Here is a 23,158-nt window from a genome sequence, read left to right as displayed (position 1 = left end):
GTTTTCTATTTACTTCTTAGCCGGGAATAAAAGCATCAATGCCGGTATACCGGAAGCAGAGTAGCTATCTATTTCCGCACCTGCCGGCAACTTCTTATAGTATTCGCCTCCACACACATTTCGCGTCTCATCTCTGTTTGCCCAACCTGTTTTGATGGTATGTTTCAGGAACGGAAGATATTGGGTTTGTCCGCAATCATATACTAACCATGCCATGTATTCAGCAAAGATGGCAGTATAGATTCCCTGTTCAATACCACTTTCGAAAGGTAGCACTTTATGTTCTGCTGACATATCTTTCACTGTATAGTCTGCTGCCAGAATAGCATTGTCCAGATAACGTTTCTCTCCAGTTGCCTTATAAAGCAATATGGATGCACCGATAAAGGTTGCCTGGTTGTAGACATGCGCTTTCCACGCGGGATTGCCATTTCCATGACGGCTATCAGCGATCTTTCCAGTTTCTTTATCCAGCAGATTTTCCACTCCCCATTCGTAGATTTCTTTGCCTTTGGCAAGATACTGAGCCTTCGTCTGATAATCCGGCCGTTTGCTGGTCGATTCTTTTCTGTTTTCAGGCACGTTATTGTAGAGGGTTAATGCTGCCACCACTGTCGGAAAGTTAATACATGCCATCTTTCCATCACCGAATTTATTCGGTTTCGGATTCCGAATAGGTTGCCATTGCCAGAACATACCTCCGTTTTCTTTGTCATACGAACCGGTATCACCCACCTTTTCCGAACCATACCACACACGTTTGAAACTGGCTTCCGAGAGTTTCAGATATTCATCCACTCCAAAAAGCTCGTATGCACGCGCCAGACTGATAGTCCACCACATGATATCATCATAGATGAACCAGCCGGTGTTTTCGTTGTTATCATCAAAATCAAACTGGCAATATTGTGCTTTGTTTCCTGCAAAGATTTTCTCGCAAAGTGCTTTATACTCACGAGTCTTCTTTTTGTCTTTCTGTGCCTTTGCCAGTTTATAAGCATTCATCGCCATGTCCCAATAAATAGGCTGACACCAGATAGCCGCCGCTCCATTACCGCGGTCAACAGCGCTTGGATAAGAGGAACTTGTTTTATAAATATATTTACTAGAGTCTAGTAGGGTATTGTTAAATCCTTCGTAAGCTGCCCATACATCTTCGTTAGTATATGCGTGCTTCTTCTGGTTTGCTTTTCCTAAATTGCCGACTGCCCATATAGTAGTTGATGCTCCCAATAGTAGTGTCAGAGCCAAAAGAATTTTGCTTTTCATGATAGTTTATAAGTTTATAGTATTTTTCCTGTTACAAAGATTGCAGAAATAGCTGAAAAAAAACAATAATATTTATTCAATAAAGAACAAATACAGACCAAAACGCTTTTCTGCAATAAAAATATAGGATTAATAAAGGGTTATTGGAGAATAATTTCCCCTCATTCTGCCTTACGACAGAGATAAGGGGAATATTTAATCTACCTATTGAAAACTCATCCTGGTAAACAATTATTTGTTATCTGAAATAGCTGTAGATTCAACCCATTGCCAGTTATCACCAACTAATGTTGCCGTATGACCTTTCACACCTGTTATTGTCCTGGTAGCACTTTGAGTAGGCTGATCGCCTTTCACTTCAAAATCCCAAGCATCTACCAAATCCGCATTATCGGCATTTATACCTTCTTCATTTCCCATATAAGAAGCATATACCTGATTTTCTGTCCGGTTTGTTTTCCAGATACGTATCTTCTTTATGTAACCGGAGAACCATTCATTACGATTTCCACTATTGTCCATCATACAGAATCCAGTCATGTGAATCTGATTAGCTATGGATTGTTTATTGATATATGTTCTCCAAGATTCACCCACACGGATGATTTCACCTTGTCTCGTACCATCAATCATGGAATAACATTTCACATCTGTCGGAGTGTCAAATCCCGGCAACCCCTTATCCCTGAACAAGAATGCATAATGTGTCCAACGATCTTTGGTCCAGTTGTCCGATTTCTTCCATCCCGGCTCCCACTCTTGAGGATTTGAATGATTATCATCTTGCCAATGGGCAACCATCGTTCTCAACAATCCCTTAGTGCGATCCTGTGCACGCCATCCGCTCCAATAAGGATCGTTTGTCATCGTAGAAAGAAAAGTACAGTTATCTTCTCCATCTTTATTACAATATTCTTTAATGTTCACCCAAAGTTCTATCGTGAATGCTTGATTATCATCCTCTCCAAACTTCACATAATCCTCGCTATAACCAAAATCTATATATGAACCTGCATTTCCATCTACAAACAGATTCCAGGTAATCTGGCTGTTATCCGGCCATGCAGAGTCTTCTACTTCTTCCACTTTCTTATCGGCGGCAGCAATAGCCTCATCATAGATTTCCTGCGTCATATCTGTAATGGAACCGGATTTGATTCTTTCAGCCAGACTTTCCAGGTCTTGAGCAGCGCTCTCCAAAACTGATTTATTATCAACCGGATATTGGCCCTGATGATTTCCCCACTTCGTGTCATCATTAACGATTGTAAGTATTTCATCCGCTTTAGCCAGCAAATTATTAATATATTGTTGTGCTTCCGGAGACAGATTATAGTATTTTGAATTCTTAAACTCATCAATAGCCTTATTTACCTCTGCTACAGCAGCTTCCAGAGTTGTTTCATCCAGTTCTTCCCCGCCTTCTACCCGCTCAATCAAGGCATCCAACTCGGCAATGGCAGCATTCAATACATCCTTTCCGGTTTCGGGATAGGTGCCGGGAGCAGTTCCGTAGGTTGAATTTTTCAATAAATAGTTTAATGATGTACGGTTCTCTTGCAGGATACTCAATTGTGTATCTGTTATATACTCGTCTTCAATATCATCACAAGCGGTAAATATCCCTGCCAGACAAGAAATCAGGAGGAAAGAGAGAAGCATTGCTCCCTCTCTCCATTTATTAGTTAAACATTTCATGTTTTTCATCGTTTTTACATTATTATTCAACAATACGTTGCCACTCGTAAGTACCGATAATCTTAGCAGTATGACGGCCTGTCAGGTCTATTACTTCATTACCCGAACCGGAAGGTTTGGTGGTGAAATCCCATGCTGCCGCCAAGTCTTCTTCTTTACCAGTCACTTCAGCCGTCCCATTATAAGAGCTCTGGATATATTCGTTATCCTTTGCACTTTTCCAGATACGGATTTTCTTCATATAGCCGGCAAAACCTTCTTCAAACAGATTATCACTGGTACGCATATACCGTCCGAAAGCAGTCATTGGTGTGTTATAGCTGGCATAGTTGCTGGAATTATAGAATCTGCTGCCAACACTTCCCTCGGTTGTTTTCATTTCTCCATTCACATACAACTTCGCACGATATTCCGGACTACCCGGCAAACCTTTGTCGCTGTACACAAACAGGAAGTGTTGCCATTCTCCATCTTCCGGTGCCTTTAATGACGGTTCACAAATATTTCCTCCTGTTTCACCCCAAGTTGCACGATAAATTCCACCATCGTCTTTGCGCCAATACATCATCCAGCCATTGCGCCATCCATCACCGCCCATGTAGGTAGAGAGGAACACATTCTGGTCTTTTCCACCACCTTTGGTTACTTTCACCCAGAACTCGACAGTAAAGGCTTGATTTCCTTCGGTTCCGAAATTCACATATTCTTCGCTACGTCCGAAATCAATGTAAGAACCACCATCTCCACGTCCATCCACAAACAGTTCAGCCGGCGTAGTTTCAGCATCTTCTGTACGGATCGTGCTTTCAAACTGTTCTATAGCTGCCTCGGCTTCTGCCACATAGCGTTGTTTCTCACTTTCTGACGGAGCAGGTTTCTGATATTTGATTAGAAGTACTGCACGATTAGCATCATCTATCGCATCTGTCAGAATAGCCCGACTTTCGGTGGAATACTGTCCCTTTTTATCTCCGTATTCCGAATTTTGCTGCAAATCGGTCATGTCAGCAATCAATGCATCCAGTTGGTCGATATAGGCATCCTCTATTTCAGGAGCTGCAGTATACTCGTCATGTGTTTCTTCAGAACAAGCCGCCAATTGAAGTGTCAGTACCATGCATAACACATAATACCACATTTTCCAATTTGAATATTTCGTATTCATTATTCTTCTTTTTTATGGGTTACAATTATTTATCTGCCGGAAACAATAACATCAATGCCGGTATTCCGGACGCACTGTAGCTGTCGATAGTAGCACCTTCTATCTGCGCCTTATGGTATTCGCCACCACACAGATTACGTGTCTGATCGCGATTAGCCCAGCCATAATTAATATTACGCTTCAAAAATGGTAAGTACTGTGTCTGACCACAATCGTTTACCAGCATAGCCATGTATTCCGCAAAGATAGCGGTATAAATACCCTGTTCCACTCCACTCTCAAACGGCAATAAATCGTAGGTTGCAGACATGGTATTCATCGTATAGTCGGCTCCCAGAACCGCATTATCCAAATATGTTTTCTCTCCGGTAGCTTTATAGAGCAATAGCGAAGCTCCGATAAAAGTGGCCTGATTGTACACATGGTCTGACCATGCCGGATTTCCTTCGCCATGCTTACTGTCGGCTACTTCTCCAGTATTGCTGTCCACCAGATTCTTCACAGCCCATTCATAGATTTCTTTTCCTTTTGCCAGATAAGCATCTTTTGTTTCATAATGCGGACGGGTAAAGTTACCGTACTCATTACTCCAGCTTTCCGGACTCGGATCTGCCACACGGTCAGCAGGAACATTGTTGTAGAGAGTCAATGCAGCCACTACAGTGGGGAAGTTGATACAAGCCATCTTGCCGTCGCTGGCTACATTCTCATTCGGATTGCTGATAGGCTGCCATTGCCAGAACATACCTCCACCCAAATTCTTTTCAGGATCTGCATACGAACCCGTATCACCGACCTTTTCCGAGCCATACCACACACGTGCAAAACTTGCTTCTGCCAGACTGCGATACTCGTCTACTTTAAACAATTCATAAGCACGCGCTAAAGTAATGGTCCACCATTGGATATCATCATAGATAAACCAGCCGGTGTTCTCATTATTATCGTCAAAATCAAAGTTTGCATAATGCGCTTTATTTCCGGCAAACAAATCATCGCACAACTGCTTGTATTTGTTTTCTCTTTCCGTATCCCCTTCCGCTTTTGCAAGTTTATAAGCATTCATCGCCATGTCCCAGTAGATAGGTTGGCACCAGATAGCGGCAGCTCCGTTATTACGGTCTACAGCAGCAGTATAAGCGGTACTTGTTTTATAAATATTCTTATCGGGGTCCAGCAAGTAATCATTAAATGCCTCATAGGCAGTCCAGGTATCTGCATTGGTATACTCCGGGACAATCTCATAATCCGGCGTATACGGCTTTGCCTGCTTATCCTCATTGCAAGAGGACATACAAAAGACACCGGACATGAGACAAACTGCAGAGAAAATATATTGTTTCATCATAATTTCTATTTTATAATCAGTATTTAGAATCCTGTATTCTGAACCAAGTTCTTATTAATATCAATCTCACCCTGTGGTATCGGGAAGAAATACTGACGGTCAAAAATACGTTTTACAATCTCCGTACGTTTGAAGAATTCATTTCCGTCATAATTGACATTCATTCCATGAATTGCCTTGTTGAAGTATTCATTTGCCAATCCCCAGCGACGTACATCAAAATAACGGCAGTTTTCGAAACTCAATTCGACGCGTTTCTCCTTGCGGATCAGTTCCATGACCTCATGCGTTGTAGTCGGTTTAGACAGATTGACTGTCTCACCATATCCCGGAATACCTGCGCGCTTACGAATCATATTCATATAAGTCCAGATATCTTCATGAGTCGGATTAACATGTGCCAGTGCTTCGATATAGTCAAAATAAATATTAGTCAGACGCAAGAGTACACAAACCAAGTTTTGGTTACGATCGCCGGAATCCATACATTTACGTACCAGATAGCCTGTAGGAGTATAGTCATTGCTACCCTGTTCCTTACCACAACTTCCACTATAAGTGAAATCTACTACATAACCGCCTTCTGTCCCCTCAAACCATTTTGAATTGCTAAAGGTGATGTCTGCATAGAAACGAGGTTCACGATTGACATACATCATTCTGGTTCCTACTGGTGCATATAATATACCGTCTGTTCCTTTGTATTCTGTTGTTGAAACTCCTTCTTCCACATAATTAGATTTTCCATTGATAACCGGAGTGATACCATCGGCACTATAACCTGAAATAGGAGATTCCCCATTTGACATGAAATAAGCATCTACCATCTCCTGTGTTGCTCCCAACAAGCTGCCCCCTCTATAGTTACTCGTATTGCCGGATCTATTCGGCATACGGTCATACTGCATGGTCCCGGCTGCATTATCCAGACGATAGAAAATCATCTCTTTATTGTTACCCATTTCAGAAAACAGGGTTCTCACTGCACGACGATAAGATTCCGTCGGGCTGAATCCTTCGGAATCCGGGCCGGAAACAGAAACACCGTCCTTATTGGTATACATCAGATGATAACGGCTGCCATAATTAGAGAAGAATGTGTTACATTCATCAATCACTCTCTGCCAGTTGGCACGTTTGGTAGCTTCATCCGGTCTGCTGGGAAATAGTTTTGTTCCATCATTATTAGCCAAATCAGAATAATAGGTACTTTCTCCATTAAACAACCAGCTGGCACGATAAGTCAATGCCTCGATGATAAATGCCTGTGCAATCGCTTTGTCAATACGACCATATCCGGACACCTTATCGGTAGAAGCATCATCCAGCAAACCGTCGTTTTGCGCACCTTTCAGTTCTGATACGATAAAATCGAAACACTCATCTACCGTATTACGCGGGAGTTGCAACTCGTCACTCGGAGTATCCATCGCAAAGTCCTTTTCAAGTAAAGGAACCGGGCCATAAGTACGCACTAAATAAAAATAGTAGATAGCCCGTAAAGCTCTAGCTTCTGCTTTCCATTGATTTCTTTCCGTAACAGTCAACGGTGCCTGATCTACATTTTCTGTAAATACTGCAGCTTCATGGATACCTGAAAACCAGCTCTTCCAGCGATATAATACCATCGTTCCTTCGGTAGCATCAATAGAGTTGTTATTTATCAGTTTCCCTTTATTGTCTGGCCATTCTGCTTCGTCGCTAGAGCCGGTCCAGGGACCGGGAGTACGGTACAGACTGGTTTCATGTACCTGACGTTGGTTAAATTCATCCGGTAAGAATGTGTATACGTTCGAAAGATACCGCAAGGCTCCATCTCTGGTTGTGAAAATCTCTTTGAGTGACAAACGGTCATCAGGCACCTGGTCAAAATAGTCATTACAAGATGTCGTCAAGAGACACGCCAGCAAACTAACGATTATATAATTATATTTTTTCATTATCTTTTTGTTTAGAATGTGAAATTAATACCAACTGAATAAGAGGTCGTATTTGGATAAGAAGCACCATTATCGGTATTCAACTCCGGATCCCACAATTTGAAACGACTCAAGGTGAACAGGTTAGTTCCCATTACATATACGGCCGCATTCTTCAGATGAACTTTATTCACCCAAGGTTTCGGCAGGTTATAAGATACCTGCAATGTCTTCAGACGCAGGAAGTTCATGTTACGTACCCACCAGGTACTCTTCTGAAAGTTATTAATACTACTGGTTGTTTCACTTCCATAAGACAGACGCGGATAAAAGGCATTCTGATCCGGATTTTCCTCTGTCCAACGGTCACCAATGTTAGAGTAGAGGTTACCGCTACCACCACCGCCGTTAAACGGATTAATACTGCTACCGTTCAAAACACGTTCGGCTCCTGCTACGCCCTGGAACATCATACCTACTGACAGGTCTTTCCAACCTACGGTAAATCCGAAACCATAAACAGTTGTCGGCACATCCCCACGGGAAATGTAAGTCTGGTCGTACGCATCAATCTGACCATCATTGTTCAAATCCTTGTATTTGATATCTCCCGCCTTTACAGTGCCAAACTGTGAAGCAAATGGTTTGGGAGTGATTGCTTTATTGGCATCCGACAACGATTCCCAACGTGCCATATCATCTATTTCAGCTTGAGTGAACAGTCCTTCGGCCACATATCCTTTCACTCCATTGATGTTACGTCCATACTGGTTCATCCATTCGTATTTCTGTTCCGGCAGTTCTCCCTGAATCCATTTATCCTTATTAAAGGTGATATTACCACGAAGCGCAAGTACCCAGTCTTTATTAATACGCTTGTTATACTCTATCGTTCCATCGAACCCTTTATTTTCTATGATACCAATATTTCCATAAGGAGCAGATGTATTGTATCCCAGGAATGAAGGTATAGAATGCTCACGCTTCAACAGGATGTTTTCACGACGTTCCTTAAACAAGTCGAATACAATAGACAGGTCGTCATTAAACAGTTTAATATCAATACCCAAGTCTTGCTTACGAGATTCTTCCCAAATCAAGTCAACAGCCATATTCACTGTTTCATAACCAGACCATTTGGTACCATTCGGTCCGAATTTATAACCATAATCGCCATTCTCTTTCATCTGGTCCAGATACATAAAACGACGGTCGGAAACTTCACTATTACCTACTTTACCATCCGTATAGCGTATCTTCAGGAAAGAAACAGCTTTTGACAGCGGTTGCCAGAATTTCTCGTTTGAGATAACCCAACCCACACCAAATGCAGGGAAAGTTCCGAAACGATGTTTGGGCGAGAAGTTCTCGGCACCGTTATAACCGATGTTGAATTCTGCAAAATAACGGTCTTTCCATGAATAAGTAGCACGACCGGCAATACCCATCATACGATAAGGAATCGCATCTTCCAGTGTTCCTTTCGGATACAACAGCTTGGATTGCTGGTTGAACAGGAACAGTGCACTGACACGATGATCGTCATTGAACGTCCGGTCATAATTCAGGGAAGCTTCCAGGTAAGTTTTCTTATTACCACTTGTTTCCTGTGTATAGCTCAACACGTTACTTCCTTCATAAATACGTTGCAAAATGGGTTGTCCGTCCATATCGTAAGGAACACTGGTATCCAGGAAGTTATAAGTAGACTCTGCACGGTCCTGATGTACATGTATCTCATTGTACACGTCGAACGCGTACATGGCAGTCAATTTCAGCCCTTTAGTAAGCATATCCAAATCCTGTGTGATACGTAGATTAGAATAGATCTGATTTTTCGTCAGGTTATCATATCCACGACGGGTAGCTTGTGAATAAGGGTTATTAAAATTGTTGTTAGTTGAAGTTCCCGGCACATAGGCTTCTCCGTTGACAAAGAACATCTTTGGATATTCAACCGGTGAAATTGACATTGCCGCATTATACAAATCAGCAGAAGAGATAGCCGGATAGTTTCCTTCTCCCAAATAACCTTGCGCACCGATCTCCACTTTAGTAGTAGGAGTCACATCAATATTTAGATTAGTGGTAAAGTTATAACGGCTATATTTCATTTTGGAATCATAGGTGTTGATATTCTTATCAGTCACCGTCATACCTGTTTCATTGAAGTAGCTGACTGACGCATAATAAGCGACCTTTTCACTACCACCCCGCACATTTACATTCACACGGCGATTGTGTCCCCAATCATTAAAGATTTCCTTCAACCAATCTACGTTCGGATACAAATAAGGATCTTTGCCGGCAATCGTATTACGAATTTGGTCTTCCGTATATTTTGTAGCAATACCGTCATTACGCATTGCCTCGTTAGCTGCATTCATATAAGTGATACCGTCTGCCAAATCAACCATCTTCGTGAAACGGGTAAACGATTCATAATAATCCGCGCTCACTGTCGGTTTCCCCACCTTTCCCGGTTTGGTTTTAATCAGAATCACACCATTAGCGCCTCGCACACCATACACAGCCGTTGCCGATGCATCTTTCAGTGTTGTCAACGATTCAATGTCTTCCGGATCGATGTCGTTGAACGAACGTTCCACTCCATCCACCAATACCAGCGGAGAAGAAGTGTTGGGAGTAGAAATACCACGAATCCAGATATCAGCGGCATCTTTACCCGGTTCTCCCGTACGTTGCACGGCTACAACACCGGCCAAACGACCTGCCAACGTTGTAGTTAAACTGGCAGAAGGTGTTTTAATATCCTCCATCTTCATAGAAGACTGTGCACCGATATTACTTATTTTACGCTGGGTACCATAACCAACAATCACAGTCTCTTCCAACTCGTTCACCTGTTCTTCCAAAGCCACATCGTAAATATTGGTAGAAGCATTCGTCCGTATTTCTGAAGTTTTGAAGCCGATATAAGTAAATTTAAGCACTACGCTTTTCTTGGTTACGAATATCTCATACAAACCATCCATATTGGTAATCGAACCGTTCGCATCTCCATCCACGGTAACGTTCACTCCAATAAGCGGTTCTCCTTTTACATCAGTAACACGTCCCGTTATTTTCCGTTTATTCTGTTGCTGTTCATTAGGAGCCGGTGCTTTTCCGGAAATAAAGATTTGTCTGTCAGAAATCCGATAAGTACATGAAGTACCCTCGAAAAGTTCAGAAAGAATTTCTTCTATCTTCTTATTCTTACTGTCGATAGACACCTTGCGATCTAAGTTCACAGCATCATCTAAGTAGAAGAAAACAAATTGACTACTTTTCTCTATCGTTTTAAGCACTTCTCTCAACGTCGAGTTATTAACGCTGACCGAGAGGGTCTTAAATTGAGAATAATTGTTGTAACTTGCGAAAGAGTAGTCTATTCCGAGAAGTAAAAAACAAAGGAATAGCCCGAGAACCTTACTCTTCCGTTCTCTAATTGCATTTTTCATATTAAACATGTTAAAAATTTCTCATAATATTATTTCTGTGTCTAAACATTCTTGGGCACACACGTCCCAGCTAGATGATAGCGTGTATCATCCACTCTCTACAAAAATTACCATAAAATTCAGGAATTAGATTTATTCTTTATCTTATTTTTTCATATCTATTTCTTTACGACTCGATACGTTTTATATTGTTCATCATAGGCATAAGAGATTGGTGCAACAAAGGTTAATCCATTAATTACTGTTTCAAAGTTGTCTTTCAAATCGATTTTTCCGGAACATTTTATTTTACTTAGCGCTGGGTCAAATTCTACGTTAATGCCATAATAGGTAGACAGACGTTTCAAAACAATTCCCAAATCAGCACTTTGGAAATAATAGAGCCCGTTCACCCATGATATAGCCTCTTCCACATCTACTTGTGTTATATTTTCCTTTCCATCGGCAGAACTGAACATCTGATTAGGAGCCAGAATGGCTTTTGGAGTCCGCTCTGTCTCCACCTGAACGCATCCTTGTGCCAGCACTACACTCCTTATCGCTTCCGACTCATACGCCGTTACATTAAATTTAGTACCAAGCACTCTGACATTCATATCTTTAGTCCGCACGTAGAAAGGACGGTTTTCATCTCTGGCTACTTCTATGTAAATTTCTCCATCCACATAGATTTCACGTTTGTCTTGTTCAAACTCCACCGGATAAATCACTCTCGTACCGGCATTCACCCAGACTTTAGATCCATCAGCAAACGTCAATACCGAACGTTTTCCGCGTGGAATAACCAATTGGTTATAAGTTGCCGATTTCTCCTTTTGTATACTTTCCTGATTCGTTTTGATTTCTACGGAATCATACGTAATCTCTGTTTCTTTTTCCTTCAAACTCACAACATTATCTTCTGCCAAAATCAACAGAGTTTCTTCCGTCAAAGGCAAATCGGCTTTCGTATTCACAGCAAATGTAGCAATGTCCGGGTCCAGAGCCGAAGAATAGTTCTTCAAAAAGAAGAAGCTTCCCACAAGAATAGCCACACTGGCAGCCGCGCTCAATCCTATTAAGAAATAGTTTTTGCGGCGCGCTTTCTCCTTATTTATATTAGTCGCTTGGATACGAGTCCATAAATCATCCGTTTCCTGATTGGAAAGTACCTCGTCCTTCTCTTTCGAAAAAACTTCCAAATATCTTTTTGCAGCTATATATTCATCGATATTAGAAGGATTCATCTGTTCAAATTCATCCCAGAACTTCTGTGTTTCTTCCGTAGGATAGTTCATGGAAGAAATAAAGAAATCATTCTGAAGAAATTCTTCAAAAGTATATAGGGAAAAATCTGCATGTTTTTGTTCAGAGTTCATTATTTTCATTGTCTTTACGTATGAATAACAGTTGTACTTTCATTTTATACTCACCTTTTTCGAAGTTTTTTCCACTTTTTTTTGATAGGCAGGAAAAATGGGCTGGTTATTCTCTCTTATTTTCTCTTAAATAAGTCCCGGATACGTCCCAAAGCCCGTTGAATAGAATTAGAAACAGACTGATTATTCATGTCTGTCACCTCACTGATTTCATCGATACTCATCTCTTTGATATACCGATAATAAATAATTTCGCGCTGTCTGTCCGTCAATACAGACATCATAGAATGTACGGTTGTCTGAACTAGTTTTTCCTGTTCATTATTAATATATATAGTTTCCGGAGTGGAAGGAGAGTCGTCAACCGTATCTTCCCTCTCACCTATTTTATCAAACGGGAGGGAATCTGTTGTTTTTTTCAGCGCATTAAAAAGAGTGTTTTTCAATGCTACCGTCAAATAGGCTGTAATATTATCTGTTGGAGCTAACTTTGCACGATTCATGTGAATCTTCACAAACACATCATGTATGCAGTCTTTAATTAATTCTTTATCTGAAGTATATAATAATCCGAATCGGAACAGATCTTGTACTGTTTGATTATATATTTGGGTATACGCACTCGAGTCTCCTTCGAGAAACCTTTTCCACAAAAGGGAATCAGAGAGAGTGCGCATATCTGGTTTCATTATAATAAGTATATTGAATTTATAAGGACAAAAATAAAACAATAAATCAAAAAAGCCCATCTTTATTAAAATATTAATTACCGATGGGCTGAACTTTTCTGATTTCACTTCAATGGGCTGGCCTCTACTCCCTCGAAAGTCATCTTTATAGGTTTTATTTTTCCGTCCTTATCAAAGTACATACGGTCAATGCAGGTCACACGAGCGTTTCCATCCGTTTCACCCAATGGATGGCGATGATAAACAATATACCATTCGTCCGCTCCCGGACCTTTCACAACAGAATGATGACCGGCCCCCGTCCCAACGTTGGGATCGAGCTGTAAAATTTTTGCTTCTCTTTTAAAAGGTCCGAATGGTGAGTCGGCAATCGCATAGGCTACGCAATAATCCGGTCCGGTCCAACCGCCTTCCGACCACATAAAATAGTATTTACCGTTACGTTTCAACATGAAAGGCCCCTCTACATATTTTTCGGGAGTTACTTCCTTATAGATGGTACCATCCTCAAATGGTACGATACTCAACAAGTCCGGAGCCAGCTTCACCATATTGCAATGCCTCCAGCCACCATAATACATATAATACTGTCCGTCATCATCTTTGTAAACAAACTGATCGATCGGCTGTGCACCATTTACAAATTTATCAATCAGAGGTTTGCCCAATGCATCCTTAAATGGTCCGGCAGGATTGTCGGCCACAGCTACACCAATACCTCCCAGTTCGTTATTACTTTGAATATCATTCGCACCGAAGAATATATAATATTTGTCATTCGCATGAATCACAGCAGGTGCCCATAAAGCACGTCTAAACCAACTTATATTCTCTTTCGATAACACTTTTGGGTGTTTTGTCCAGTTCACCAGGTCTTTAGAGGAGAAGGCATCCATGAAGGTTTGTTCGTCATAAGGTGCTGAATACGTAGGGTAAATCCAGTATTCATCTCCAAACACAATTCCTTCCGGATCGGCATACCAGCCCGGAAATACAGGATTGCCGCTTGTCTTTGGTTGCTGACCGGCTTTTTGCCCAAATACAGACTGGGAACAACAAATAACACTGAAAAGAATAAGATGTTTTAGTTTCATATAATATCAATTTTAAAGTTCGTGCTACAAAGATGAGAAAAAACAAATAGAAAATTCAATAATAACGAACCAATTAAGGATAAATACTAACCAATCTGCAAAAAAAAGAGGATTTATCAAGATTTTGTGCTTTCTTTACAGTGTCATTATAAAATAAAAAGAGGATTACCATTACCAACTGTACTTTTAGTCATTATTTGTGCATCTTGCCAATCCAAGAAGAAAACAGAGTCGGAAAAAAACGTCTCAAACCATCTGGAACAAAAACTGTTGACAAATAACAAAAACAATTATTCAACAAAGAATAAAAACTGACCACTATTTCCAGTATTTATCATCAAAAGTAACTTTATATGGGACTCTATATAAAAAAAGAAGAGATTTTGCTGTTTTTTGAACGGCAAATTTTCTTTATTCTCTTTTAATTCTATTTTCTTTGCAATATTCCTTCTTATGGGATATCAATTCAATAACTAACTATAATGTATACCATGAACATGAAAAAGAATTTTCTAACAATGCTACTCGCATTGGCTCTATGCAGTTCGACTTTTGCTCAATGGAAACCTGCCAGTGACAAAATCAAGACATCGTGGGGAGAACAGCTTGATCCTAAAAACGTATTGCCGGAATATCCGCGTCCTATTATGGAACGTAGTGACTGGAAAAACCTGAACGGGCTTTGGAAATATGCAATCACCCCAAAGGGGGCTCCAGCACCTGCCGCTTACCAAGGTGATATTCTTGTTCCTTTTGCAGTAGAATCGTCTTTATCAGGCGTAGGAAAAATGATAAACGAGAAAGAGGAACTGTGGTACCAACGCACTTTCGACGTCCCTTCCAACTGGCGTGGCAAACAAGTCCTGTTGCATTTCGGAGCAGTAGACTGGAAAGCAGAGGTTTGGGTGAATGACGTAAAGGTAGGTGAACATACAGGCGGATTTACTTCTTTCTACTTCGACATCACTTCCGTACTTAATAAAGGAAATAATGACCTGGTAGTAAAGGTATGGGACCCTTCAGATCGTGGCGAACAACCCAGAGGAAAGCAAATAGCAAACCCTCATGGCATTTGGTACACTCCGGTTACAGGTATCTGGCAAACAGTGTGGCTGGAACCGGTGGCAACACAATACATTGCTAATCTGAAAACTACTCCTGATATTGATAATAACTCTGTTAAGGTAGAAGTTGCTGCCAACACGACTTCTGCAGACAAAGTAGAAGTAAAAGTATTCGATGGCAAGAACCTTGTAGCCAAAGGTGCAGCGTTGAACGGAGTTCCCGTTGAACTGGCAATGCCTGCTAATGCCAAACTATGGTCTCCGGACTCTCCTTTCCTTTACAATATGGAAGTGACCCTATATAAAGACGGAAAAGCAATCGACCAGATAAAGAGCTATACTGCTATGCGTAAATATTCTATCCGCAAAGATCAGAATGGTATCACTCGCCTGCAATTGAACAACAAAGACTATTTCCAGTTCGGTCCGCTCGACCAGGGATGGTGGCCTGATGGTTTATATACTGCACCGACAGACGAAGCATTGGTTTACGACTTGAAGAAAACAAAAGACTTCGGTTACAACATGGTGCGTAAACATGTTAAAGTAGAACCTGCACGCTGGTACACTCATTGCGACCAGTTGGGATTGATCGTATGGCAAGACATGCCGAACGGTGGTCCTAGCCCACAGTGGCAAACACACAACTATTTCAACGGTACAGAAGTGATTCGTTCTGCGTCTTCCGAAGCTAACTACCGTAAAGAGTGGAAAGAAATCATCGACTGTCTGTACTCTTATCCAAGCATCGCTGTATGGGTACCTTTCAACGAAGCATGGGGACAATTCAAAACTCCGGAAATCGTAGCATGGACCAAAGAATACGATCCTAGCCGACTGGTAAATCCTGCCAGTGGTGGTAATCACTACACTTGTGGCGATATTCTCGACCTTCACCACTATCCGGGACCAAACATGTTCCTTTACGATCCGAGACGTGCTACCGTATTGGGTGAGTACGGAGGTATCGGCCTTGTAGTAGAAGGAAATACTTGGGTGAATGACAAGAAAAACTGGGGGTATGTGAAGTTCAATACATCGGACGAAGTAACAAACGAATACATTAAATATGGCAGACATCTGTTGGAATTGATCCAGAAAGGATTCTCTGCTGCCGTATATACTCAGACAACAGACGTAGAAGGTGAAATCAACGGTTTACTCACTTACGACCGTAAAGTAATCAAGATGAATGAAGCTAAAATTAGAGAAATCAACCAGAAAATCTGTAATTCTCTGAATAAAGAATAAAATAATACTCTTTTCCTTGTTGAATTTAAAAACAGCACCTCTGAAGGTCTATATTCAGGGTGCTGTTTTTTATACCTGCCTGGTGCTGATATAATCCTGTCATTAAACTGGTCCGGACAGGCAAGAGTTTGAAATGTTAAAAAATTGGGTCAAGCGTACTCCTTTTCTTCTTTACCATACATAGTATTATCAATTATCCGGAAAACAAAAATAGAAAATTTTTATGCAAAAGAAAGGAAAAATGCTAATCAATACAGGACAGAATCAGATATATGTGACCCCCAATAAACATACAATCCTTTCGTGAACTTTTGTTTTGGATATGAATAGTTTTTATCCTTTATTGAACAATATGTTTTCTGTTTTTAGATCCATTTTTTCTAACTTTGCACTTCAGTTAAAAACCTATTGAAATGAAAAACAAGCGAATTATTCTTCTCCTTTCTTTTTGCTTATCATTAATAACAATATGGGGAGAAGTACCTCCTGCTAAAGTTGTATTCCAACAATATATGAATCAGGCACAAACATTCGCCAACAACTTTCCGCGGGAGAAAACCTATTTACATTTTGATAACACGAGTTATTATGTCGGTGACACAATTTGGTTCAAGGCCTATGTCACCCTTGCCGAAAAACAAACTTTCAGTCTGATCAGCCGCCCTTTATACGTGGAGTTAGTAGACCAGACGGGACATATAGCAGATAAACAAATCATCAAGCTTACACAGGGAGAAGGAAATGGACAATTCATTCTTCCCCATTCAATGCTATCCGGTTACTATGAGATACGGGCCTATACGCGCTGGATGCTTGCTTTTAATGAGCCACAGTATTTTTCGCGCACTTTTCCTATTTATCAGCTTTCTAATAGTGACAAATTGGAACGCAGTATCACAACTTACGAACTAAGCTCGTCGATGGAAAACCGCCCGGTGGAAACAAAAGAGAAGTTAAATGTTCGTTTTTTCCCCGAAGGAGGGCAATTAGTACAAGGAGTAACTTCGCAGGTCGCTTTCAAGGCGGAGAGTAAAAATGAGAGAAATATCGAATTAACGGGAACAATCTATACCAAAGAAGGAACAGAGATTACCTCTTTCGAAACTTTGCACGATGGAATGGGACATTTTGAATATACTCCTTCCGCTCAACCTGCGATTGCTAAAGTCAATTTTCAAGGAAAGAAATATGAATTCACACTTCCACAGGCATTGCCTAACGGATATGTTTTGAGCACTGTCAGTAATGCCGGTGCCCTCTTGGTGAGAGTATCCAGTAATGCCGCTACTCCTCAAGACACATTGGCTGTATTTATCAGTCATCAGGGGCGTCCTTATATTCATCAGCTGATTAGTTGCCGGGCGGATGCTCCGCAGGAGTTTATTCTGCCCACCCGTAAACTACCGGCAGGTGTACTGCAGGTCAGCCTCATCAACCGGGCAGGTAATACATTGTGTGAACGTTTTGTCTTTGCTAATCCGCGTGCTCCCCTGCAAATATCGGCGGAAGGACTGAAAGAGGTGTACGCTCCCTACGCTCCCATTCGTTGCAAATTGCAAGTAAAGAACGCTAAAGGAGAACCTGTATCCGGAGAATTGTCGGTCAGCATCCGGGATGGTGTCCGGTCGGATTATCTGGAGTATGACAACAATATTTTCACGGATTTGCTGTTAACCTCCGATTTAAAAGGATATATCCATCAACCCGGTTATTACTTTGCGTCCCCGTCTCCGCGGAAGCAAACCGAGCTGGATGTTTTATTGATGGTGCACGGATGGCGTAAATATGACATGAGCCAAGCCATCTCTATCACCCCTTTTGCTCCGCTTCAATTACCAGAAGCACAATTGGCACTAAACGGTCAGGTGAAATCAACAATTCTCAAAAACAAACTGAAAGATATTGCGCTTAGCGTGATAGTGAAGAAGGACGATCAATTCATAACCGGAGGAACGGTGACCGATGAAAACGGCCGTTTCACCATTCCGGTGGAAGATTTTGAAGGAACGACCGAAGCAGTGATCCAAACCCGAAAAGTCGGTAAAGAACGCAATAAGGATACTTCGATCCTGATCGACCGTAATTTCTCCCCTGCTCCCCGGGCTTACGGCTATAAAGAACTTCATCCGGAATGGAAAGACCTAGCCTACTGGCAACACAAAGCCGAGAGTTTTGATTCTCTATACATGGATTCCATCCGGAAAGTAGAAGGACTTTATGTCTTGGATGAGGTGGAAATAAAAAGTAAACGCCGGCAAGGAAGCAACATGACTACTAAAATCAGCGAGAAGAGCATTGATGCTTATTACGATGTACGCCGTTCGGTGGATGCATTACGCGATAACGGAAAGATTATCACTACCATTCCTGAATTAATGGAAAAGTTGAGTCCGCAATTTTATTGGGATCGAACCAATGACAAGCATACCTATCGTCAGAAACCGATCTGCTATATTATGGACAATCACATTTTATCTGAAACAGAAACTCAAATGATGCTGACCGAAGTGGACGGATTGGCTTCTATCATCATTAGCAAAGGCACCGGAGGCATTGATGACGACATTATCCAAAATACAAAGATGTCTGAAGTGACCGATAGCACGGGAGTCGATATAAGCAAACTGGATAGATATAGTATCTTCTACCTGATTCCGCTGCCCAGACGCGATGTATTGAACAAAAGTCAAAGTGCCGTACCAGGTACCCGGCAAACCGTTATCCAGGGATATACCCATCCATTGGAATATTATTCTCCTACCTATCCGACCAAGGAGCTGTACATGGACAAAGTAGATAAAAGACGAACGTTATATTGGAACCCATCCGTACAAACAGATGAAAATGGAAAAACGGTGATTGAATGTTATAATAATCAATATTCCACTCCATTGATTATTCAAGCGGAAACACTGGGTAAAGATGGACAAATAGGAAGTATGAGGTATTCTACCATTGGGAAAATAGAACAGTAGTCTATCTATTTCTTACTGAATTAGTTATTTAGTTACCTTATAAAGATGATATGTACCTTCTTCTAAAGATTCCACACAAAAGAAGCTGACCACCATTTTAAGTCATCACCTCTGTATTCGGATCATAAATAAAAAATCCCTGTCCCAAAGTTGCAATTCAGATAAGACTATTTTCTGTCTTTATAATTTTTGTAATTCAATTATCGATTCAGCCAAGGTTCAGGGTTCAGCTTCTCTTTCTCCCTACGCAACTGGAAATGTAATACCGTCCGCCCATTATCCGCACCGTCAGAAAAGACCTGACCGATAGATTGCTTCGTACTCACCGAATCGCCAGCCTTAACGGAAGCTGAAGAGAGATTGCAATAAACAGAAATATAATCACCATGACGAATGAGAACATTAAATAATCCGTTCAACTGGAATACAGCCGCCACCTTTCCATCAAAAATAGCACGTGCCTGTGCACCCGGCCTTCCCTGAATATCAATACCCTTGTTATCCAGTTTCACGTTACGTAAGCCCTCTACGGCATATTGCCCGTAACGGCTGGTTATGATATAAGCTCCGGATATAGGCATGGGCAGTTTTCCGCGATTCGCGGCAAAGTTACCCGATAATTCCCGATCCTCCTTACTTATGGTATAAGCATCAAGAGGTTTCGATTTCGCAGCCGTTTCCGTTGCAGTGGATTTCCCCTCCTTACTTTCCTCTTTCTTACGCGCAGCGGCTTCACGACGGGCTTCTTCCTGTGCACGCTTACGGGCACGCTCTATCTCTTCCGCAATTAATTTATCAATACGAGCATTCAGCTGATTGGCTTCCCTGCGTTTTTTATTAATCTCATTCTGCAATCCTTTCTGTTTCTTTTGCAGATTAGTCACCAACGTACGCTTCTCCTTTTCCTGTTCCTCCAGCTTGACCTTTTCGCTCTCGCGTTCCTGCAACAGGTTCTCCTTGGCAGCTTTCACCTGTTGCCGTTCCGCTTTCTTCTTGCGTATCTGCTCTTGTTTTTTTAGGATTTCCTCCCCTTGCAGACGTTGATAAGTAGCATATTCACGGACGTAGCGCATACGCCGGTAAGTCTGTCCCAAGTTCTTTGCCGAAAAAATAAACATCAGCTTCTCCTCTATCGACTTATTCTTATACAAGTACTGAACAGAAGCTTCATATTTCTTCTTTTTATCTTTCAAATCCTTCTCCAACCCGCGCAACTGACGTTCCAATGACGCCAATTCACGCTGGATAACCTCCACATCATTGTTTATAGCCATGATATAACGCTTCCGCTCTTCAATCTGTCCCGTCAACACAGCCAGGCTGTTCAACTGACTTCCCACATCTTTCTTTGTATCCTTCAATATAGATTCCGATTCGGCAATCTGTTTTTGCAGCGTACCGCGTTTACTTTCCAGCTCACGAATCAACTTGTTCGATTGAGCGAAAAGAGGAACTGCCAACCAAAGGCAACTGATTAGAATAACAAAGAAACGTTTCATCATAATAAAGCTACCAGCATTTTTACTAATTCTTCCAGAGGAACTTGGTTATACTTAGACGTCAGTTCCGTCGGAGTCATTGAAAACTCCTGTGTTGAAAACTCATAAAGTTGAACTTTAGCCTTTTCCAATGAGGGGATTCCTATATCCTTTCCTGTCAGTTCTGTCTTTCCGCCAGGAAGAGAAGCATCCATCAATATCTTTTCCAAACGGGAGAACTCCACATTCTTCGATAATACATTCTTCAATTCAGCCTTCGTTGCACGAACGAAGCGTTTATTCATCCGGTCTACAAGCAGCACTTCGTCAGGAGTCACTTCTATACGTGCCACTTCCGTACGCAGAATAGGCATCAATAAGGAGATTTGTACCCGCTCATGAGTTTTCATTTTCATGGTTCCCCCTACAGACATACTTCCCTTCTTACTGGGAATGGTCATTTGAAGTTTGGAAGCCAAATAACTGGAGGTCTGCGTCTTTGTCGAAGTCTTAGTTTCCGAGGTCGCTAAATGCTTCGAACTCTTACAGCCTGCCAACACTACCACCAACAACAATAGATAAACTATTCTTTTCATTCCGCAATATATTTCTTCTTTTCTATTTTCTGTTTCAACATCTTCGACTCGCTACCCATTTCCAGTGCCTTCTTCCAATAATTCAACGCACCTTCCACGTCACCGGTCATAAAATAAATATCTCCGCAATGCTCCACAATCACATCACTTTTCTCACCGTCGTTCTTCATCGCATTATCAATATAGATACGGGCTTCGGCATAGTTTCCCTTTTCGAAAAGAATCCAGGCATAAGTGTCGAGATAGGTCGAATTGTTAGGTTCGGCTTTCACCGTTTTATAACTCATTTCTTCCGCCTTATCCAAGTCACGACGTTCCACAGACAGATAATAAGCATAATTATTTAATGCGCCAATATTGGAAGGATTATATACCAAAGCCGAATCGTAGGCAGCATAAGCCTCCGTCATCTGTTTCTTGGTATGATAAATATCCCCCATGATAGAATAAAAATCTGAAACGACTTCTTTCCTCGTATCGGGAGTTATATGTTCCAATGCTCTATTACAAACACTCAACACACTATCTCCCTGCTCTGCCTGATGATAAGCGATAGCCAGATAATAATAAAGCTCCAACGCATCCGGAGTGGCTTCAATGCCCGGTTCGCAGACCTTGATAATTTGCTTATAATCTTCCTTTTTCACCGCCGCACTAACCAGCATCAAACGGGCAGCCTTATTGGTAGGATCCAGATCAACCACCTGCTCCAATACCGGCACAGCCTCCTGTTCCATATTCTTCGATAACAGGTATTGAGAATAAAGCATCGGTATCTGCGGATCGTCCATATCCTGTTTCATCATCCGGTCAAACAACGCAATCACTTGAGTACTGTCTTTAACGGACGACTGTTCATTTTCCGCAATCACCTGTCTCATGACACTGATTTTAGTATCAGAAGTCACCTTCTTGTTCAATAACAACGTATCCAGTTGCTGTTGATACAATTCTTTCTGACCGGTCTGTTCATAGTAAGAAGCCATCGAGAAAAGCGCCATCGGGTTATCAGGCTCTACAGCCAGTACCTTCTGGTATGCATCATAAGCTTCCTGCTTTTTCCCATTCTGAAGATATACATCTCCCAGTATCACCTGATAACGCATATCCATCGGATATTCCTGTACCAGACTTTCTATTTCCTGAAATGCCTTCTTATCATCTTTCATCTGAAGATAAATCCGGAATTTCTCCATAGACAGCTGCTCATTCTTACCCAGACGTTTCTCTAAACGATTCAATGTAGAAATGACATCATTATACTTCTCCTGCCGACTATAAATATCAAGAAGGCTGAACAAAGGGTCCTGTTTCGACGGGAAACGGGCGACCATCTTCTCAAGCAAAGCCGCAGCCTTATCCAATTCATTTTGTTGCTGGTACAGACTGACCAATCCCTGGCTATACCAATAGTTATCAGGTGCAAAAGCAACCGCTTGCTCCAAAGCAGCCTGACCTTGCGGCACCTGGCGGAGGAACATATAATATTGCGATATTTCATAAAGCGCAGAAGAAGCATTGGGGTTGATATCCAGACAATGCTGCAACAAACCAAAAGCCGCATCATACTCATTCTTTTCTTTCATCCGCATGGCTTCCAAAAAGAAGTAGTCATATTTACGTTGCTTTTCAGCAGAAATAAACGGTACCTTCATCAAAAAGGATGCATCTGCCTTCGCTGCTGTTTTCGCTGTACGCACAGACCGGATTCCCCCACACGAAGTGAGCATTAATACCGTCACGAACAGCCATCCTATTTTTATCTTCATTCTATTTTCTCGATTATATAT

The 23,158-nt window shown here is 41.5% G+C and carries 14 protein-coding genes; 2 read left to right on the top strand and 12 right to left on the bottom strand.

Going from position 1 to position 23,158, the window contains the following annotated elements; all coding sequences use genetic code 11:
• Positions 1–9 precede the first annotated feature (9 nt).
• From DXB58_RS22545 to DXB58_RS22505, 9 genes are all read right to left on the bottom strand, one after another.
• Entirely contained in the window at positions 10–1,269 is a 1,260-nt protein-coding gene (locus tag DXB58_RS22545; protein ID WP_122138326.1) for a glycoside hydrolase family 76 protein, read from the bottom strand.
• 231 nt (positions 1,270–1,500) lie between these two features.
• Entirely contained in the window at positions 1,501–2,967 is a 1,467-nt protein-coding gene (locus DXB58_RS22540) for a DUF4972 domain-containing protein (RefSeq protein WP_122138338.1), read from the bottom strand.
• A gap of 22 nt (positions 2,968–2,989) precedes the next feature.
• Complete coding sequence (locus DXB58_RS22535; protein ID WP_122138325.1) at positions 2,990–4,132, bottom strand: DUF4972 domain-containing protein; 1,143 nt, start codon at positions 4,130–4,132, stop codon at positions 2,990–2,992.
• A 25-nt stretch (positions 4,133–4,157) separates the two neighbouring features.
• Positions 4,158–5,480, bottom strand: a complete 1,323-nt coding sequence (locus DXB58_RS22530; RefSeq protein WP_122138324.1) for a glycoside hydrolase family 76 protein — start codon at positions 5,478–5,480, stop codon at positions 4,158–4,160.
• Between the two features lie 23 nt (positions 5,481–5,503).
• Entirely contained in the window at positions 5,504–7,420 is a 1,917-nt protein-coding gene (locus DXB58_RS22525) for a RagB/SusD family nutrient uptake outer membrane protein (protein WP_122138323.1), read from the bottom strand.
• Positions 7,421–7,431: 11 nt separating this feature from the next.
• Positions 7,432–10,863: a TonB-dependent receptor gene (locus DXB58_RS22520; protein WP_122138337.1), complete on the bottom strand. Its 3,432-nt coding sequence runs from the start codon at positions 10,861–10,863 to the stop codon at positions 7,432–7,434.
• A gap of 158 nt (positions 10,864–11,021) precedes the next feature.
• On the bottom strand, positions 11,022–12,230 hold the full coding sequence (locus DXB58_RS22515; protein ID WP_199488008.1) for a FecR family protein: 1,209 nt from the start codon (positions 12,228–12,230) through the stop codon (positions 11,022–11,024).
• Between the two features lie 107 nt (positions 12,231–12,337).
• On the bottom strand, positions 12,338–12,910 hold the full coding sequence (locus tag DXB58_RS22510) for an RNA polymerase sigma factor (RefSeq protein WP_122138335.1): 573 nt from the start codon (positions 12,908–12,910) through the stop codon (positions 12,338–12,340).
• 104 nt (positions 12,911–13,014) lie between these two features.
• Positions 13,015–14,004: a glycoside hydrolase family 43 protein gene (locus DXB58_RS22505; RefSeq protein WP_122138322.1), complete on the bottom strand. Its 990-nt coding sequence runs from the start codon at positions 14,002–14,004 to the stop codon at positions 13,015–13,017.
• 497 nt (positions 14,005–14,501) lie between these two features.
• Here DXB58_RS22505 and DXB58_RS22500 point away from each other — a divergent pair, with 497 nt between their 5' ends.
• Together DXB58_RS22500 and DXB58_RS22495 are read left to right on the top strand one after the other, a co-directional pair.
• Positions 14,502–16,319, top strand: a complete 1,818-nt coding sequence (locus DXB58_RS22500) for a glycoside hydrolase family 2 protein (RefSeq protein ID WP_122138334.1) — start codon at positions 14,502–14,504, stop codon at positions 16,317–16,319.
• A 413-nt stretch (positions 16,320–16,732) separates the two neighbouring features.
• Positions 16,733–19,294 carry a hypothetical protein gene (locus tag DXB58_RS22495; protein ID WP_122138321.1) on the top strand — a complete coding sequence of 854 codons (2,562 nt, stop codon included), beginning with the start codon at positions 16,733–16,735 and terminating at the stop codon, positions 19,292–19,294.
• Between the two features lie 200 nt (positions 19,295–19,494).
• Here the strand turns inward: DXB58_RS22495 and DXB58_RS22490 are convergent, their stop codons facing one another.
• From DXB58_RS22490 to DXB58_RS22480, 3 genes are read right to left on the bottom strand one after another with little or no spacing between them, the layout of a single operon-like run.
• Complete coding sequence (locus DXB58_RS22490) at positions 19,495–20,796, bottom strand: murein hydrolase activator EnvC (RefSeq protein ID WP_122138320.1); 1,302 nt, start codon at positions 20,794–20,796, stop codon at positions 19,495–19,497.
• Positions 20,793–21,368 carry a DUF4292 domain-containing protein gene (locus DXB58_RS22485; protein WP_117932347.1) on the bottom strand — a complete coding sequence of 192 codons (576 nt, stop codon included), beginning with the start codon at positions 21,366–21,368 and terminating at the stop codon, positions 20,793–20,795. The genes DXB58_RS22490 and DXB58_RS22485 overlap by 4 nt, the downstream gene beginning before the upstream one ends.
• Positions 21,365–23,137: a tetratricopeptide repeat protein gene (locus tag DXB58_RS22480; protein WP_117932349.1), complete on the bottom strand. Its 1,773-nt coding sequence runs from the start codon at positions 23,135–23,137 to the stop codon at positions 21,365–21,367. The genes DXB58_RS22485 and DXB58_RS22480 overlap by 4 nt, the downstream gene beginning before the upstream one ends.
• Between the last annotated feature and the right edge of the window lie 21 nt (positions 23,138–23,158).

This window comes from Bacteroides sp. OM05-10AA (assembly GCF_003439055.1).
Taxonomy (GTDB): domain Bacteria; phylum Bacteroidota; class Bacteroidia; order Bacteroidales; family Bacteroidaceae; genus Bacteroides; species Bacteroides intestinigallinarum.
The sequence above is the reverse complement of the archived record's forward strand: the minus strand, read 5'-3'. Positions and strand labels throughout refer to the sequence as shown.

Coding starts and splice junctions, on each gene's coding strand:
- DXB58_RS22545 (WP_122138326.1), bottom strand. CDS start 1,269: ATGAAAAGCAAAATTCTTTTGGCTCTGACACTACTATTGGGAGCATCA.
- DXB58_RS22540 (WP_122138338.1), bottom strand. CDS start 2,967: ATGAAATGTTTAACTAATAAATGGAGAGAGGGAGCAATGCTTCTCTCT.
- DXB58_RS22535 (WP_122138325.1), bottom strand. CDS start 4,132: ATGAATACGAAATATTCAAATTGGAAAATGTGGTATTATGTGTTATGC.
- DXB58_RS22530 (WP_122138324.1), bottom strand. CDS start 5,480: ATGATGAAACAATATATTTTCTCTGCAGTTTGTCTCATGTCCGGTGTC.
- DXB58_RS22525 (WP_122138323.1), bottom strand. CDS start 7,420: ATGAAAAAATATAATTATATAATCGTTAGTTTGCTGGCGTGTCTCTTG.
- DXB58_RS22520 (WP_122138337.1), bottom strand. CDS start 10,863: ATGAAAAATGCAATTAGAGAACGGAAGAGTAAGGTTCTCGGGCTATTC.
- DXB58_RS22515 (WP_199488008.1), bottom strand. CDS start 12,230: ATGAAAATAATGAACTCTGAACAAAAACATGCAGATTTTTCCCTATAT.
- DXB58_RS22510 (WP_122138335.1), bottom strand. CDS start 12,910: ATGAAACCAGATATGCGCACTCTCTCTGATTCCCTTTTGTGGAAAAGG.
- DXB58_RS22505 (WP_122138322.1), bottom strand. CDS start 14,004: ATGAAACTAAAACATCTTATTCTTTTCAGTGTTATTTGTTGTTCCCAG.
- DXB58_RS22500 (WP_122138334.1), top strand. CDS start 14,502: ATGAAAAAGAATTTTCTAACAATGCTACTCGCATTGGCTCTATGCAGT.
- DXB58_RS22495 (WP_122138321.1), top strand. CDS start 16,733: ATGAAAAACAAGCGAATTATTCTTCTCCTTTCTTTTTGCTTATCATTA.
- DXB58_RS22490 (WP_122138320.1), bottom strand. CDS start 20,796: ATGATGAAACGTTTCTTTGTTATTCTAATCAGTTGCCTTTGGTTGGCA.
- DXB58_RS22485 (WP_117932347.1), bottom strand. CDS start 21,368: ATGAAAAGAATAGTTTATCTATTGTTGTTGGTGGTAGTGTTGGCAGGC.
- DXB58_RS22480 (WP_117932349.1), bottom strand. CDS start 23,137: ATGAAGATAAAAATAGGATGGCTGTTCGTGACGGTATTAATGCTCACT.